Origin of the sequence: Natronincola peptidivorans (assembly GCF_900111615.1) — a bacterium.
Classification (GTDB): Bacteria; Bacillota; Clostridia; order Peptostreptococcales; family Natronincolaceae; genus Natronincola_A; species Natronincola_A peptidivorans.
Window position 1 is genome coordinate 189,401 of the sequence record NZ_FOHU01000002.1, and the last position, 15,891, is coordinate 205,291.

The 15,891-nt window shown below is 38.5% G+C and carries 16 protein-coding genes; 15 read left to right on the top strand and 1 reads right to left on the bottom strand.

The window, feature by feature from the left end:
- Nucleotides 1-34: 34 nt before the first annotated feature.
- The 11 genes from BMX10_RS03610 to BMX10_RS03660 all read left to right on the top strand — a co-directional run bounded on the left by BMX10_RS03610 (nucleotide 35) and on the right by BMX10_RS03660 (nucleotide 11,343).
- Nucleotides 35-253, top strand: coding sequence for a hypothetical protein (locus BMX10_RS03610; protein WP_090439480.1), 219 nt, complete (start codon nucleotides 35-37; stop codon nucleotides 251-253).
- Nucleotides 254-351: 98 nt separating this feature from the next.
- Nucleotides 352-987: a hypothetical protein gene (locus BMX10_RS03615; RefSeq protein WP_090439482.1), complete on the top strand. Its 636-nt coding sequence runs from the start codon at nucleotides 352-354 to the stop codon at nucleotides 985-987.
- 98 nt (nucleotides 988-1,085) lie between these two features.
- On the top strand, nucleotides 1,086-1,475 hold the full coding sequence (locus BMX10_RS03620) for a hypothetical protein (RefSeq protein WP_090439485.1): 390 nt from the start codon (nucleotides 1,086-1,088) through the stop codon (nucleotides 1,473-1,475).
- Nucleotides 1,476-1,683: 208 nt separating this feature from the next.
- Complete coding sequence (locus BMX10_RS03625) at nucleotides 1,684-3,282, top strand: PocR ligand-binding domain-containing protein (RefSeq protein WP_090439487.1); 1,599 nt, start codon at nucleotides 1,684-1,686, stop codon at nucleotides 3,280-3,282.
- A 1-nt stretch (nucleotide 3,283) separates the two neighbouring features.
- Entirely contained in the window at nucleotides 3,284-4,012 is a 729-nt protein-coding gene (locus BMX10_RS03630; protein ID WP_090439490.1) for a response regulator transcription factor, read from the top strand.
- 129 nt (nucleotides 4,013-4,141) lie between these two features.
- Complete coding sequence (ilvD, locus tag BMX10_RS03635) at nucleotides 4,142-5,812, top strand: dihydroxy-acid dehydratase (RefSeq protein ID WP_090439493.1); 1,671 nt, start codon at nucleotides 4,142-4,144, stop codon at nucleotides 5,810-5,812.
- 755 nt (nucleotides 5,813-6,567) lie between these two features.
- The gene (locus BMX10_RS03640) at nucleotides 6,568-7,758 is read left to right on the top strand and encodes an ABC transporter substrate-binding protein (RefSeq protein ID WP_090439495.1); all 1,191 of its coding nucleotides are present in this window, start codon (nucleotides 6,568-6,570) and stop codon (nucleotides 7,756-7,758) included.
- A 117-nt stretch (nucleotides 7,759-7,875) separates the two neighbouring features.
- Nucleotides 7,876-8,769, top strand: coding sequence for a branched-chain amino acid ABC transporter permease (locus BMX10_RS03645; RefSeq protein WP_090439498.1), 894 nt, complete (start codon nucleotides 7,876-7,878; stop codon nucleotides 8,767-8,769).
- Between the two features lie 3 nt (nucleotides 8,770-8,772).
- Nucleotides 8,773-9,828 (top strand): branched-chain amino acid ABC transporter permease, encoded by a 1,056-nt coding sequence (locus BMX10_RS03650; protein WP_090439501.1) that lies wholly within the window; start codon nucleotides 8,773-8,775, stop codon nucleotides 9,826-9,828.
- Complete coding sequence (locus tag BMX10_RS03655; protein WP_090439504.1) at nucleotides 9,828-10,634, top strand: ABC transporter ATP-binding protein; 807 nt, start codon at nucleotides 9,828-9,830, stop codon at nucleotides 10,632-10,634. Before BMX10_RS03650 ends, BMX10_RS03655 begins: the two co-directional genes overlap by 1 nt.
- Nucleotides 10,627-11,343, top strand: coding sequence for an ABC transporter ATP-binding protein (locus tag BMX10_RS03660; RefSeq protein WP_090439507.1), 717 nt, complete (start codon nucleotides 10,627-10,629; stop codon nucleotides 11,341-11,343). The genes BMX10_RS03655 and BMX10_RS03660 overlap by 8 nt, the downstream gene beginning before the upstream one ends.
- A gap of 122 nt (nucleotides 11,344-11,465) precedes the next feature.
- On the opposite strand, the gene BMX10_RS03665 is transcribed toward BMX10_RS03660, so the two are convergent.
- Complete coding sequence (locus tag BMX10_RS03665; RefSeq protein WP_090439511.1) at nucleotides 11,466-12,311, bottom strand: aminotransferase class IV; 846 nt, start codon at nucleotides 12,309-12,311, stop codon at nucleotides 11,466-11,468.
- 132 nt (nucleotides 12,312-12,443) lie between these two features.
- On the opposite strand from BMX10_RS03665, the gene BMX10_RS03670 reads away from it, so the two are divergent.
- The 4 genes from BMX10_RS03670 to BMX10_RS03685 are packed head-to-tail and all read left to right on the top strand — an operon-like array spanning nucleotide 12,444 to nucleotide 15,373.
- A complete protein-coding gene (locus tag BMX10_RS03670; protein ID WP_090439514.1) occupies nucleotides 12,444-12,803 on the top strand; it encodes a flagellar protein FlaG in 360 nt (119 codons plus the stop codon).
- A gap of 39 nt (nucleotides 12,804-12,842) precedes the next feature.
- Nucleotides 12,843-14,489 (top strand): flagellar filament capping protein FliD, encoded by a 1,647-nt coding sequence (fliD, locus tag BMX10_RS03675; protein WP_090439517.1) that lies wholly within the window; start codon nucleotides 12,843-12,845, stop codon nucleotides 14,487-14,489.
- A 15-nt stretch (nucleotides 14,490-14,504) separates the two neighbouring features.
- Complete coding sequence (gene fliS / locus BMX10_RS03680; RefSeq protein WP_090439520.1) at nucleotides 14,505-14,885, top strand: flagellar export chaperone FliS; 381 nt, start codon at nucleotides 14,505-14,507, stop codon at nucleotides 14,883-14,885.
- A gap of 8 nt (nucleotides 14,886-14,893) precedes the next feature.
- Nucleotides 14,894-15,373: a flagellar protein FlgN gene (locus tag BMX10_RS03685; protein WP_090439523.1), complete on the top strand. Its 480-nt coding sequence runs from the start codon at nucleotides 14,894-14,896 to the stop codon at nucleotides 15,371-15,373.
- The last annotated feature ends 518 nt before the right edge of the window (nucleotides 15,374-15,891 follow it).

A 15,891-nucleotide genomic window follows, 5' to 3' on the forward strand; every position in this document is an offset into this window, starting at 1 on the left:
TGACATCAATATGTATTCAATAGGAGAGGATAGAATGAATTTACATGACAACAACGAAAACAACGTAATATCCATTGAAGATCAGATTAAAGGAATTCAAAAACATCTCCACAAAATCCCTTTAAACTTTAGGGAGACCAATATGGTGATGGATATGGCAGTGCAAAAAGACTATAATAGTATCTTATTGCTATTAAAAAGAAAGGGCTATAGTTTTGAAGATATAGCTAATGGAAATTTTTATCAGCATTAGAGTATGTCTACCATTGACAAATTCAGCATTCCTTCATAGAATAAGTTAAGGAATGCTGTTTTTATGCATATCATAAAAGAGAAAGGGGGAAGAAGGCTATGAAAAAAAGGGTCCTATTGGTGATGCTTTTATTTTTTTCTGTATGGACACTTTTTGTTTTATATCCAAATCCTTATCGTTTAGGCGCTAGTATATACCGAGTGATTCATCCCGCCACCAATACCGCAGCAGTAGAGGATCTGGCAGCGAGAGCACCTTCTGATCCCAAGGAAATAGAAAAATTTGTTTTAGAAGAAATACCCTATCAGTATGACTGGCAAACCTATGGCATGCCTTTTTATTTTCCTACAGCAGAGGAAGCGATAGCAAAGGGAACTGGAGACTGCAAAAGCCGTTTTGTAGTATTGGCTTCTGTATTTGAGGCAAAGGGAATACCTTACAAACAAAGCTTTTCCCTAAGTCATTTTTGGATAGATTATGAGGATAAAACTGAAACCGCTATAGAGCGAAGTGAAAATGCCTTCTTATTAAGAACAGAAGAAGGAACCAAGATACAGCTGCCTAGAGAGGATTTACAGGATGTGTTAGAGGTACTGAAGGAAGGCTTTTGGGATTATATGCCTTTGGCTAGAAAAATCCTCCTAGTACTGGGCTTACCAATAGCTACCATGATTGGCTTCCTTTATCATAGATTTATTACCAAGAAGAAAGAGCCTCAAGAAGCCATAGCTTAATGATACTGAGGACAAAAAGGTACTAAAACCCTATAGCCTATTAATAGAGAAATAAGGTATAATTAATATATAAGACAGAAAACTGTGGGGTGTTGCTGATGAAACTAATGAATTGCCCAAGGTGTGGAAGACTAATAAAGGATGAGGGAGACGGAGAAATACTTTGCAGCAAATGCGCCCTGCAGCAGGGAGATCCTTATAAAAAAGTACGGGATTATATTTATGCCCATCAAGGGGCAACCATTATGGATGTAGCTACAGCGACTGGTATCAGTGAAACACTGATATTAAAGTATTTAAAAGAAGGTAGACTATCTCTACTAGAAACAAAAAGTATGTTAAATCACTGTGAAAAATGCGGGGTAGTGATTGAAAAGGGCTATATATGTGGAAGCTGTATGAAGGAAGAGCTGGAGATAAAGGAACAAAAAAGCTATGGGACAAACAAATCGACAACTTCAGGCTTTGGCCGAAGGAGAAGAAGATAAGGACTTTAGAGGAAGATCTCTAGGGTCCTTGTTTTATGCCTGTATAATCATAGAGAACGAGTATAAAGAAGAAGGAAAAGAAAATGATAAACAGTGAGAAAAGAGACGAAAAATGATATAATAGATATAAAAATATTGCTGTTTATGTAAAGAAATATACTTTACTGCCAAATTTTTTGACCTATGCTATAGAATAGAGGGAATACCTATGAAGGAAAAAAATCTTAATTCTTATAATGCTGTGCGACCAGTAAAACAGTATTTTGAATGGGGTACAATAAAATGGTTACATGAGCCAGAGATTGGGAAAGGCACATTGATGGTGGGACATACAACCCTACTGCCCAATAGAGAGCAAACAAAGCATCTGCATACAGGGGATGAACAGATCCTATATGCTTTGTCAGGTAAAGGCGTCCACTGGGTTGATGGTGAGGAGTATCCTATCACCTATGGGAAGGTATATCATATACCTCCCTATGCGGAGCACGCTGTAAAAAACTTAGGGGATGAACCGCTAGAGATGATTATTGTTTATCATGCCAATAGTATGGATTATGAAGAGATACTACCTCCTGTAGAGTTTTCTACCAGGTATGCAGTGGACAATCTAAAAAACATCATTGATGTACCTATGCTTCAACGGGTACAGGATAAATTTTCTGAGGCCTCACAAATGTCTATTGTCATCAAGGATGAAAAGGGAGAGATTATTACGGAGCCCAGTAATCCTTTGGCATTTTGTCAGCTTCGCTGTAAATACGAAAGCAGCTGTCATTTAAATAAGAAAAAAACCTTCTATGGAGGCAGTGAAACAAAGGTGCTGAACTGTTGTTTAGATTTAGCAATGGTATACACTCCTATTTTTGTCGGGGATACCTGTATCGGTAATATCATCTGCGGACCGGTACTTTTAAACGAACCGTCACAAGAGGTGATAGAGGCATTAAAAAAAGAAATGGAAAGGGATGGTAACCATCAGCTGCTGGAATCCTATTTAAGCCTTAGAAAGCTAACAAAGGGTAGATTGTATGCAATCATAGAGTCATTAAAGACCATGAGCCATTTCATTGTAGAAACCGGTATCAAGAATCTTGCTCAAAAAGAACTGCATCAAAAGACCATACAGGTATTAGAAGAAAACAAGAAAAAAATACAGCTGGAAAAAGCTTTAAACGAGGTGAAAATGGAGGCATTACAGGCTCAGCTAAGTCCTCACTTTCTTTTCAATACCCTCAGTGTTATTGGAGAACTAGCCTATATGCAGGGGGCAAAGGAGGCGGCAGAGACCACCTTTGCCTTATCCAGTCTTCTGCGGACCACCCTAAAGCGTTCAGAGGAATTGGTTAAGGTCAGGGAAGAAATTCAGTATATCAAAGATTATTTATTGATACAAAAAAAGCGATTCCAGCACCTTATCAAAGAAGAAATTCAAATACCAGATGAACTGATGGAGATAGAAGTTCCCTTTATGACCCTGCAAATGCTAGTGGAAAATACCATCGTTCATGGATTAGAAATCACTGGTGAGGAAGTTACCATTGAGATTAGAGGAGAAAAACAGCAGGATTATATTGCTATTACAGTAACGGATAACGGCTGCGGCATTAAAGAGGAAGTGATGGAGAAGCTCTTTGAAAAGAAAACCGACACCAAAGAAGGGACTGGTATAGGTTTAGTGAATTTAAAAGAACGCTTTGCCTACTATTATGGAGATGATTATCAGTTTGATATAAAAAGTCAGCAGGGAAAAGGGACAACAGTAACCATAAAGCTGCCAATAGTTAGAGAAGAAAGGGATTGGTAGGATGAAGCTATTGATTGTAGACGATGAGAGAATGATGAAGGAATATACTAAATATGTGATACAGGAGGAGGGCTTCCCCGTCTTGGTATTTGAAGCCTCCAATGGGGAGGAAGCGATAGCAATGGCTGAAAAAGTTCAACCGGATGCTATATTTATGGATATTAAAATGCCGCAGGTAAATGGTCTAGAGGCTATGGAGATGATTAAAAAGTCACTGCCTGAGGCAATCGTTGTTTTTCTATCTGCCTATGATAAATTTGAATATGCACAAAAAGCATTAAGACTAGGTGCACTGGATTATATCTTAAAGCCTATAAATCCAGAGGATTTAAAAGGTTTACTAAAACGATTATTGGCTTTAAAGCAGCAACAGGAGCCTCCTGAGGTGAAAAAAGAAACCGTTGAGGATGATCTTATTGTGAAGGCGAAGGAGTATGTAGAGGCCAATTACCAAAATAAAATTCATTTGCAGGATGTATCAGAATACGTAGGTTTGAGCCCTACTTATTTTTCAAAATTTTTCAAGAAAAAAACAGAGGTCAATTTTTCTAATTATTTGAATCAAGTAAGAATAGAGAAGGCTAAGGAGTTAATGAAAAACCCAAATCTAAGCATATACCAAATCTCCTATACGGTGGGATACGAGGATGTAAGCTATTTCAGCATAGTATTTCAAAAGTATACAGGGATAACCCCTACCGGCTACAGAAGACGTTTAATGACAAAATAATCAAAATACCACAAGAAATTCACAATGAAATATAACAAAAGATTCAAACAATTTATTGAGATAATCAATAGTCTTGAGTCTTTTTTTTTGTTAAAGTGAATAAAAGCTATTATAGAGGAGGTAATAAAAATGACAACAAAGAATAAAACCTATCAAGGTGTAGATAGAGCACCCCATCGTTCTTTATTTTATGCCATGGGGTATCTGCCAGAGGATTTAAATAAACCATTAATCGGGGTAGTGAACGCACATAATGAGATTATTCCAGGACATTTTCATCTAAATGAAATTGCCCAAGCAGTAAAGCTAGGGGTTAGCGCCGCTGGAGGTACACCTATTGAATTCCCGGTGATCGGCATATGTGATGGTATTGCCATGAACCATAGCGGAATGAAGTATCCTCTTTCAACTAGAGAGCTGATTGCTGATTCTATTGAAGCCATGACGATAGCCCACAAGTTTGATGGTCTGGTACTAATAGGTAACTGCGATAAAATCGTGCCAGGTATGATGATGGCGGCTGCCAGATTGAACATCCCTGCTGTGTATGTAAGTGGTGGACCTATGCTGTCAGGTAAGCATAAAGGTAGAAAAGTTGATTTAGTTACTGGGGCCTTTGAAGGGGTAGGGGCCTATGCAGAAGGGAAAATCACTACAGAGGAGCTACAGGAAATAGAAACGGAATCCTGTCCTACCTGTGGCAGCTGTGCAGGAATGTTTACTGCCAATACGATGAACTGTCTTGCCGAGGCTCTAGGAATCGGTCTCCCAGGCAACGGAACCATACCAGCCCCCTATGGACAAAGAAAGCAACTGGCAAAGAGGGCAGGAATGAAAGTGATGGATTTAGTAAACGAAAATATTCGACCTAGAGACATTTTAACCCTAGGAGCCTTTAGAAATGCTATTGCTGTGGATATGGCCATAGGTGGTTCTTCTAATACTGTATTACATTTAATGGCTATTGCCAATGAAGCAAAGGTGCCTTTAGATTTAGAAGAATTTGATAAAATTAGTAGAAGAGTTGCCAATGTAGCCAAGCTCAGCCCAGCTGGTGAGGATAGTATAACAGATTTACATGAGGCTGGAGGTATCTCCGCAGTGATGAATCAACTGGCAAAGGCTGGTTTAATCTATACAGATGAGATCACGGTTACAACCAAAACCATAGGGGAAAATGTAGTCAAAGCACAGGTTTGGGATCCTGAGGTGATAAGACCTATGGAGGAGCCCTATAGCAAAGAAGGCGGTATCGCTATCCTTAGAGGCAACCTTGCTCCTGATGGAGCTGTGGTGAAGCAGTCGGGTGTCAGTCCTGAAATGATGGTTCACAAAGGTCCTGCAAGGGTGTTTGATTCAGAGGAAGAAGCCTATACAGCCATCATCAATAAAAAAATCGTAGCTGGAGATGTGGTCATCATTCGTTATGAAGGGCCAAAGGGTGGTCCAGGGATGAGAGAAATGCTTAGCCCTACCGCTGCTATTGCAGGGCGAGGCTTAGAAAAATCTGTTGCATTGATTACAGATGGACGCTTCTCAGGCGGTACAAGAGGACCTTGTATAGGGCATGTTTCTCCTGAGGCATCAGAGGGTGGACCTATGGCTATTCTTCAGGAGGGGGATATCATAGAAATCGATATACCCAATAGAAGTATGAAGGTAAATCTAAGTGATGAGGAAATAGAAAATCGTCTAAAGAATTGGAAACAGCCACCTACAAAGGCAGAAGAGGGAACCTATCTATATAGATACAGTAAGCTGGTCACCTCAGCCAGCACAGGGGCAGTGTTTAAATACTAAGACTATAAAATGTTAGCTTGTCAAGCTTGACCCAAAAGAAAAATCCATGCAGAATCATCAGGTATCTGCATGGATTTTTGTTAAATGTAGTTTTGTTAATGCATAAGATCTACAGCCTCTACATAGAGCTCCGGGATAAAGAAAACCCTTCGCAGTTTTATCGGGATTACTTCCTTTTTAAAAGGAATCTTTCTATTAACATAAAGCTTTATTTCATCTACCTCATACAGTAAAAAGCTTTCAGGATTTTTACTGGGCTTTCCCGCCGAAACCGTCGGGAGACTAGGGGCAATTCAACAATTTTTTAATTCCAGCATATCTATTGTTAAGCTGTGGATGGATTTTTTTTCTAAATAGTTTTTCACTTTATCTGTCAAGATAAATTTCATCCTTATTACTCCCTTCTATACTGTTATAAGTAACTATTATACGTATATACATAGCTCTATTATATACTATAATTATACCAGAAAGAAGAGAAAACAATCACTTAAAAGTTGCTGGAAATTCTTTTGAAATGTTTTTATATAAAAAAAGTTTTGTAAAAATACATTTTTTGTATTATAATAAGTATTATTACTTTTACATAGACATTTGTTCGTCGTTGAAAAACAGCTTTTGCCACATAAATTGGTACAAGGTCTCGTAAACCACAATAGTGTTGACTGAGTTCACCAGCCTTGGCTGGAGAGTTCATATAAAAAGATGCTTAAATTATTTAACATCTGACACAAAAACTAAAAGGGGGAATTTATGTGAAGAAGTGGCTATCTATTTTAATGATAATGCTTTTAGTGTTATCACTAGGATTGACAGGATGCAGTAGTCCAGCAGAGGCACCAGCACCTGCTGAGGATGAGGAAGAAGTAGCACCAGTAGATGAAGATGTAATAAGAATTGGTGTGTTTCAACCTCTTACTGGGGCAAATGCCGCAGGGGGAGCATTAGAGGTAGAAGGTTCACGTTTAGCAAATGAATTATATCCAGAGGTATTAGGAAAGAAAATTGAGCTTGTTGTTGTTGACAACAGATCTGATGCTGTGGAAGCAGCAAGTGCTGTAGCTAGACTTATAGAAAGGGATAATGTTGTAGCCATTATCGGTAGCTGGGGAAGTACTTTCTCCATGGCAGCAGGAGACTTGGTTAGAGACAACCAAATACCAACAGTTGCTGCATCTGCTACAAACCCAATGGTAACATTGGATAATGATTACTATTTCAGAGTATGCTTCCTAGATCCATTCCAAGGAACTGTTATGGCAAACTATGCTTACAATGGTCTTGGAGCAAGAACTGCAGGTATCATTAGAGAGGTTTCTAATGACTATGCTGTTGGTTTAGCAAGATTCTTTGAGCAAGCATTTATTGAGCTAACCGGAGATGATAACGCAATAGTTGAAATCTCTGACTACAACACAGGAGATCAAGATTTCTCATCTCAATTACTAAATGTAAGTGGAAAAAATCCTGATGTTATTTTTGCACCTGGAAACTTTACTGAGTCAGCATTAGTAATCCAGCAAGCAAGGAACTTAGGAATCGATATTCCATTTATCGGTGGAGATACTTGGGAAACACCTGAGTTTATTGAAATCGGTGGCGATGCAGTAGAAGGAGCAGTATTCTCAACCTTCTTTACATCTGACGTAGCTATCACAAAGGAATCTGAAACATTCTTAACTGCTTATAGAGAGCAATATGGTAAGGAGCCAGCTGCTGTTACAGCTCTTGGTTACGATGCATATATCTTAATCAGAGATGCTATCGAAAGAGCTGGAGAAGTAGACTCTAATAAAATCAGAGACGAAATTGCAAAAACACAAGGCTTTGAAGGGGCTGCCGGAGCCATCAACCTAGATGAAAATGGTGACCCAGTCAAGAGTGCCGTTATCAAGGTTGTTGAGAATGGTGAGTTTGTTTACCTAGATACCATTCAGCCTTTTTAGAAAGATAATTTAAAAATTTACGCTTCCCTCTCATTAGGAGGGAAGCGTAATTATGTAATTGGCGACATGGAAAAAATAAGTAATGAGCAATGTAAATTCTAATTAGGTGGTGGACATATGAGTTTTGAACTGTTTTTACAATACCTAACAAATGGTATTTCCTTGGGCAGTTTATATGCACTTATTGCAATTGGTTACACCATGGTTTATGGAATACTAAGATTAATTAATTTTGCCCATGGGGAAATCTTTATGATGTCCCTGTATTTTGCATTTTATGGGGTAACTATGTTTAGTATGCCTTGGTATGTCTCCTTTGTTATGGCGATTATTTTTACAGCTGCATTGGGGATGCTGGTGGAAAGAGCTGCCTACAGGCCACTGAGAGATTCCCCTAGGATTACTGTTATGGTATCTGCCATAGGGGCTTCCTTTTTTATGCAAAATCTTGGAATCGTTATTTTTGGAGGCAGGCCAAAGGCTTTTCCTAACATCAGCCTTTTAACGGATGTTATAAAAATTGGAACCGTTACATTACAAAGATTGACATTGATTATTCCTGTAGTAACAATTGTACTCTTATTTGGATTATTGCATTTAGTCAATAAAACTAAGACAGGAATGGCAATGCGAGCTGTATCAAAGGACCATGAGACAGCTAGATTGATGGGTGTGGATGTCAACAGAACCATTACCATTACCTTTGGAATAGGTTCTATATTAGCTGCTATTGGCGGTATTATGTGGGGGTCAAGATTCCCTCAGATTCAACCAGTGATGGGACTTATGCCGGGATTAAAATGCTTTATTGCTGCTGTTATAGGCGGTATTGGCAATATTACAGGAGCAGTAATAGGCGGTTTTATTCTAGGTATAGGAGAAATTATGATTATAGCATTTTTACCTGATCTTACAGGCTATCGTGATGCTTTTGCCTTTGTTTTGTTAATCGTAATACTACTGTTTAAACCTACAGGCATCATGGGCGAAAAAATATCGGAGAAGGTGTAGACTATGAAGAGAAGAGATATAATTTTAACCATCATATCCATTGTTGTGTTGTTCTTATTTGTTTTATATGCCAATAACAATTTTAATCCATATCAAAATAGAATCTTAAACCTATGTGCAATCTATGTTGTACTAGGACTAAGCATGAACTTAATCAATGGCTTTACAGGATTGTTTTCCTTAGGACATGCTGGGTTTATGGCAGTAGGTGCCTATACCACTGCTCTGCTTACTATGTCAGAGTCAGCTAAGATGCGAACCTTCTTCTTGGAACCCATGATGTCTCCACTGGACAAGATTACTTTACCGTTTTTTATTGCATTACTATTGGGGGGGCTGCTGTCTGCCTTCATAGCTTTTTTAATCGGTGCTCCTACATTGAGACTTAGAGGAGACTATCTAGCTATTGCTACATTAGGCTTTTCAGAGATCATTAGAATTATATTTACCAATACCCAAACCATTACAAACGGGGCCTTAGGATTAAAATCTATTCCAAATAACACCAATCTCTGGTGGAGCTACGGCACCATGCTCTTTACCTTATTGGTGATGATTGCCTTAATTAACAGCAGCTATGGAAAGGCCTTTAAGGCTATAAGAGAGGATGAAGTAGCTGCAGAAAGCATGGGGGTTAACTTATTTAAGCATAAAGTCATGGCCTTTGTGATAGGTGCTTTCTTTGCCGGCATTGGGGGAGGACTATTAGGCAATCTATTGGGTGCTATTAACCCAATGATGTTCCGATTTATCCTTACCTTTAATGTATTATTGATTATAGTTATGGGAGGAATGGGAAGCATCACAGGAACAGTGCTGTCTGCCTTTGTTGTTACCTCTGGCCTGGAATATTTAAGGGTTTTAGATGAATCCATTAACCTTGGTTTTGTTCAGATAGAAGGAATTCCTGGTTTAAGAATGGTTGTGTTTTCAGCATTATTGATGATTGTAGTTATTTTCTTTAGAAATGGACTAATGGGTACCAATGAATTCAGTTGGGATAAACTCTTCAATCTCTTTAAAAGAAGACCCTTTAGTAAGAAGGGGGTAGGACAATAATGACAGTATTAAAGACAGATCATATGACCATGCGGTTTGGCGGACTTACAGCTGTAAAGGAACTAAATCTAGAAATTAACCAGGGGGAAATTGTTGCCCTTATAGGACCCAATGGCGCTGGGAAAACAACCGCCTTCAACATGATTACTGGTGTATATCGACCAACAGAGGGTAGTATATACTTTGAAGAAAAAGAAATTACAGGGTTAAAGCCCCATGAGATCACAAAAAGGGGAATGGCAAGAACCTTTCAAAATATTCGTTTGTTTAAAGAGCTAAGTGTGTTAGATAATGTATTTATAGCAAACCATCTTCATTTAAAGTCTAACTTCTTTCAAGCGGTGCTGGGAAAGCTGCAGCCAAACTTTCTAGATAAAGTGATTGGCGAAAGAAGGTATAAAAAAGAAGAAAAAGAGATATTAGAAAAATGCTATATGCTGTTGGAGAAGGTAGGACTACTGGATTTAAAGGATGAAAAGGCTCATAGTCTTCCCTATGGTCTCCAAAGAAAGCTGGAAATAGCCAGAGCCTTGGCTACAGAGCCAAAGTTATTATTATTGGATGAACCGGCGGCTGGGATGAACCCAAAAGAAACCCACGATTTAACAGGCTTTATTAGACAGATTAGAGATGATTTTGATCTAACAGTATTTTTGATAGAGCATCATATGCAGGTAGTTATGGATATATCCGATAGAATTTATGTTTTAGATTATGGTATCAATATTGCTCAGGGGAACCCCTATGAGATTCAGAACAATCAAAGAGTAATTGAAGCTTATCTGGGGGTGACAGAAGATGCTTAAAATAGATAATTTAAAGGTAGCCTATGGTGGTATCCAAGCATTAAAGGGGATAAGCCTTGAAGTAGAAGAGGGAAAAATCGTTGCCCTAATTGGTGCCAACGGAGCAGGAAAAAGTACCACACTACGTTCTATTGTTGGGTTGGTAAAGCCTGAAGGCGGAACCATAACCTATCATGGAGAGGATTTATCCAAGGTAGATACAAAGGATATTGTGAAAAAAGGGATTACTTTGGTACCAGAGGGTAGAAGGGTTTTCGGAAACCTAACGGTAGTGGAGAACTTAAAAATAGGTGCTTTTTATAGAAATGATAAAAAAGCCATAAAAGAAGATTTAGAATGGGTCTATTCGTTATTTCCACGTCTTCAGGAAAGGACCTGGCAGCAGGCAGGAACCCTTTCAGGAGGAGAACAGCAAATGCTGGCGGTTGGAAGAGCCTTGATGTCAAGACCAAAGCTTTTGATGATGGATGAACCATCCTTGGGCTTAGCTCCATTGATTACAAAGGAAATCTTTAAGATTATTGAAGAAATCTATAAGCAGGGTGTTACGATCCTACTGATTGAGCAAAATGCCAACCTATCCTTAAAGATAGCAGACAAAGCCTATGTTATGGAGACTGGAAAAATTACACTGCAGGGCAGTGGAAAAGAATTATTAACCAATGATGAAGTAAAAAAAGCATATCTTGGTGAAAGTGTCCATGGTTAACAATAAATCTATAGGCTCAAGCTATTGAAAAAATTCTATCTTTTTTGTTGCTTTAAAAACCCAGCAACCCTACGTATTTTATATACGTTAAGGCGGCTGGGTTTTTTAGGTTATTCTATAGTCTAAAGCTTTTTATGTGTATGGATATAGTCTTCTATTACATCATCATAAGCCTTCATGATGCTCTTAATAATAGGATTTTCTGCTGAAGCATATTCAGTATAATCGACTCTGAATATAGGCAGCACCTTTGGAGAGGTGCCTGTCATAAAAACACCATCAGCTTTTTTTAATAAATCAATAGAAATAGGGGCCTCCTCTATAGGAAAAGACATTTTCCTACATAGATCAAGTATGCGTTTCCTGGTAACGCCCTTAAGCACCTTCTCAGAGGGAGCGGTGTAGAGCTTGTTTCCCTTCACCACAAAAATATTAGAGCGGCTCCCTTCAGTAATCTGCTGATGCTGATCCACTAAAATAGCCTCAAAGGCATGGGCTTTTTTTATCTCCTCTTGAATCTGCTGTCGAAAGCTTTTTGCCACTACCTTAGCATTAGGAGTTTCTCTCTCTCCAGCATAGAGGATGGCATCAACACCAATCCTGTACTGTTCCTCTGTAGGATAATTACTTTCTATAAAAAATACAAAGGTATTGGGGCTTATGGAATCCAGACTGTTGACAATCACCTTCATATTATAATCATAACAACCGTTTATTTCAATCAACTGATGGATCTCTTTTTCTATATTTTTTTCATCTATAGTATAATCAAAGCCCAATAGATGAAAGGATTTATTTAGTCTTTCCATATGCTCTTCTAAAAACAGGGGAACACCATCGATGATACGAATTACTTCATAGACTGAAGTGGTCTTCGTTATTGCTTCAGGATTAAACTCCTCTGCAGCAATCATTTTACCATTCATTAAGAAAAAATCTCGATGAACCTCCTTATAGTTTGTTTTCATTCTGCCACCTCCGTTTTATTAAGATTATTGTATCACCATAAATACAAACTGAAAAGCAAAAAGATTAAACTTTTCCAACAAAGGAGCCGATATAGTTATTAGAAGAATATGTATATTTAGGAGGGAGCCTAAATGAGGTTAGAAGGGGTTAGTAATAGGATAGAAACAAGTGCTTTAGATAAAAGCATCCATCAGCAGGGAGGCTCTGACATAAAGAAAAATAATGGACAAGAGATGATTCAACAAGAGGATCAAAAACAAAATTACAACGAGGAGCAGCTGGTAAAGGCTGTGGGGAAAGCAAATGAAAGCTTTAAAATCTTTAATAGGAAGTTTGACATTTCCGTCCACGAGGCAACAAATCATGTGATGGTAAAGGTAATTGATTCTTCCAATGATGAGGTAATCAGGGAGGTGCCACCGGAAAAGGTATTGGATATGGTGGCCTATATGATGGAGGTTGCTGGATTAATGGTGGATCAAAAAGTATAGACAATAAGAAGGAAGATAGATGTAGGAAGGAGTGAGAGTATGAGAATAGGCGGTATTGCTTCTGGCATGGATACGGAGCAAATGGTCCGTGATTTGATGCGGGCAGAAAGAATGCGAATAGACAGGTTTTTTCAACAGGAGCAACGATTAAAATGGCGGCAGGAAGCCTTTAACGATATCAATCGGACGATGGCAAATTTTATTTTAGATTCCCGTAAGGCCTTTGGACAAACCCTTACCAGCAGCACGGGAACCATGATGGCTGCCAGTACAAGCAGCTTTGATTGGGTGAAAAGTGCTGTATCCAGCAATGAATCTGTAGTAAAGTCTACAGCCAATGCCAATGCCATGACAGGGGTACATACACTAGAGGTAGAGCAACTGGCTGAGACCGCCAATGTTACCAGTGGTGATTTAGGAGAGCTTTTAAACAATGATGGCACCTTTAAGGAAGATGCTCATGGAAGCTTTACAATCAAAACCGACAGTGGACAAGCAGAATTTACAATTGGAAATGGTAATGGAGAAATAAAGACTATTAATGATCTTGTAAGAGCCATCAACAATGCAACAGAAAAGGTATTTACCCAAGAGGTTTCCCTAGGACTAAGGGCTGCCTATGATGCAGACCTTGGGAAAATGATGATTAGTACAAGGGAGACAGGTGAAGAGAAGAGCATACAGGTAATTCCTGGACCAGGTGCAACAGTGGCAAACAAAATATTTGAGGAAAATGCTGCTATTTTTAATGATCCAGATGTAGATGGTGTCAAAGGTCAAAATGCTATAATTTTCTTTAATGATAGTAATCGTGAAAATCCAATAGAAAAACCCAACAACAACTTCTCCATTTTTGGTATCAATCTCCAGCTTCAGGCAGAAAGCACAGAACCCATAACTATAAGGGTAGACAATGATGTAGACAGCATTGTTGATAAGATTAAATCCTTTGTAGAGGAGTACAACAATCTACTGGATGAAATTAACGGCCAATTGGGACAGAAGCATTATAGAGATTTCTTGCCTCTAACAGATGAACAAAAAGAGGCTATGTCAGAAAAGGACATTGAGCTTTGGGAGGAAAAGGCAAAAAGTGGGCTATTGAGAAATGATGCCACTTTGAATAGAACATTGCAAACCATGAGAAGCAGCCTATACGAAATAGTAGAAAATGTTTCTGGCAGCTATAATCATATAACACAAATAGGCATCACCACAGGTACTTATCAAGAGGGTGGTAAACTGGTAATAGATGAGCAGAAGCTAAGGAAGGCCATTAACAATGATGCTGATGGTGTTATAGATCTGATGTTTAAAGCTTCTCCCAGTAACCTTGAAGGGCAAGAAAAGCTAAAGAACTCAGGATTAGTACAAAGGGTGTATGACGGTCTTGTGGATGGAATGCAGGAGGTTATCCGGCAGTCAGGTCCTGGTGAGGATGCCGCCATCCTAAGAAATGTAAAATCTAATATTTTAATAGACTTTGTTACGAAGCAATCCTCTAGAAGTGTCTTGGATCGGGATTTAAGCAGCATCAACAATAGAATCGCTAGGGAAGAGATGCTCCTAGCAAGAAGAGAGGACCGCTACTGGCAGCAGTTTACAGCTATGGAGAAGGCTTTATCAGAAATGCAAAATCAAAGCTCTTGGCTGATGCAACAGATGGGGATGGGACAACAATTCTAATAGGAGGTAATATAGATGGCTATGCAGAACCCATATAATCAATACAAAGAGAATAATGTTATGACTGCTTCTCCTGAAAATTTAACATTATTGTTATATAATGGTGCTTTAAAATTTATTTATCAGGGGAAAATGAATATAGAACAAGACAATATACAAAAATCCCATGCAGCAATTGTAAGGGCCCAAGACATCATTTATGAGCTCAATGATACACTGGATATGCAGTACGATATATCTCAAAACCTCAGAGCTCTATACACCTACATATTAGAGAAGCTGCTGGACGGTAATATTAACAAGGATATTGCCGCACTAGATGAAGCAGCAGCTATGGTTACAGAGCTAAGAGATACCTGGAAGGAAGCAATGAAGCTGGCAAAAACTAGAAAATAGGTGGTAAAATGAAGACAGAAGAAGTTACGAATTATCTATTAAGACTTACTGAAGCTAAGCTTGTGCTGATGAAGGATTTACTAAAGGTTACAACAGAGCAAAGCAGGATTCTACAGACAGATGAGGTAGAGATGCTGGATAGTTTAATCCAACAAAAACAGGTGATAATAGAGAAAATAAATGTTTTAGACAAAGAATTTGCTGAAAAGTATGAGATGCTGAAAAAGGAGCTTGGAGTAGCCAATCTACAGGAGCTTGAAGGTGAAGCTGCCGAAAGCTTTAAGGATTTAAAGGAGAAGATAGAAAAGGTTATAGAGGTTATAGAGGAAATTCATCTTTTAGATCACGCAAATACTGAAAAAATCAAAGAAAATATCGCAGCAGCCAAAAAAAATATTAAAACCATTAAAACAGGGAAAAAAGCAGTAAGTGGCTATAACAGTACTTATAATGAAGGACATTCCATTTTTATGGACAAAAAAAAATAGGTGCCTCTACGGTAGCATAAAAAATGGTATAAAAAATAGGATTGAGACAGTAGGTAATATAATGTATAATGGTATAGAATATAGTAGTGTATGATGGAAGGTCTGTGGTTGAAAGTCCATGCCAGTCGCAGGCAAAGGGACCCACGTAAGATGGCAAAAAAATTGATCATTGAGCATGGTGCGGCTTAGATGTAAGACCTGCCGGAGGATAAACCGAGAGGAGGAGTAGTGAAGGCGATCCCTGAGCGAAACTTCCAGCAGGCGAGTGTGGGGGCAAAGACCAGGTCAGCTTCCTATATGCTATATTCACCATTAGAAAGCTTTGACAATAGGTCGAGGCTTTTTATTTTTTAAAAATAATCTACAGGTTTGCATAATAATAGAAAGTCCTAGATTTCATTTTTTCAAAAACATGCTTGTCCCCAGAGACATCTAAAAATATTCACATGTCAGCTATGTTGGAAATAAACTTATCAACAAGGTTATGCACATTACACACATAAACCCCATCTACATAT

Coding starts and splice junctions, on each gene's coding strand:
- BMX10_RS03610 (WP_090439480.1), top strand. CDS start 35: ATGAATTTACATGACAACAACGAAAACAACGTAATATCCATTGAAGAT.
- BMX10_RS03615 (WP_090439482.1), top strand. CDS start 352: ATGAAAAAAAGGGTCCTATTGGTGATGCTTTTATTTTTTTCTGTATGG.
- BMX10_RS03620 (WP_090439485.1), top strand. CDS start 1,086: ATGAAACTAATGAATTGCCCAAGGTGTGGAAGACTAATAAAGGATGAG.
- BMX10_RS03625 (WP_090439487.1), top strand. CDS start 1,684: ATGAAGGAAAAAAATCTTAATTCTTATAATGCTGTGCGACCAGTAAAA.
- BMX10_RS03630 (WP_090439490.1), top strand. CDS start 3,284: ATGAAGCTATTGATTGTAGACGATGAGAGAATGATGAAGGAATATACT.
- ilvD (WP_090439493.1), top strand. CDS start 4,142: ATGACAACAAAGAATAAAACCTATCAAGGTGTAGATAGAGCACCCCAT.
- BMX10_RS03645 (WP_090439498.1), top strand. CDS start 7,876: ATGAGTTTTGAACTGTTTTTACAATACCTAACAAATGGTATTTCCTTG.
- BMX10_RS03650 (WP_090439501.1), top strand. CDS start 8,773: ATGAAGAGAAGAGATATAATTTTAACCATCATATCCATTGTTGTGTTG.
- BMX10_RS03655 (WP_090439504.1), top strand. CDS start 9,828: ATGACAGTATTAAAGACAGATCATATGACCATGCGGTTTGGCGGACTT.
- BMX10_RS03660 (WP_090439507.1), top strand. CDS start 10,627: ATGCTTAAAATAGATAATTTAAAGGTAGCCTATGGTGGTATCCAAGCA.
- BMX10_RS03665 (WP_090439511.1), bottom strand. CDS start 12,311: ATGAAAACAAACTATAAGGAGGTTCATCGAGATTTTTTCTTAATGAAT.
- BMX10_RS03670 (WP_090439514.1), top strand. CDS start 12,444: ATGAGGTTAGAAGGGGTTAGTAATAGGATAGAAACAAGTGCTTTAGAT.
- fliD (WP_090439517.1), top strand. CDS start 12,843: ATGAGAATAGGCGGTATTGCTTCTGGCATGGATACGGAGCAAATGGTC.
- fliS (WP_090439520.1), top strand. CDS start 14,505: ATGGCTATGCAGAACCCATATAATCAATACAAAGAGAATAATGTTATG.
- BMX10_RS03685 (WP_090439523.1), top strand. CDS start 14,894: ATGAAGACAGAAGAAGTTACGAATTATCTATTAAGACTTACTGAAGCT.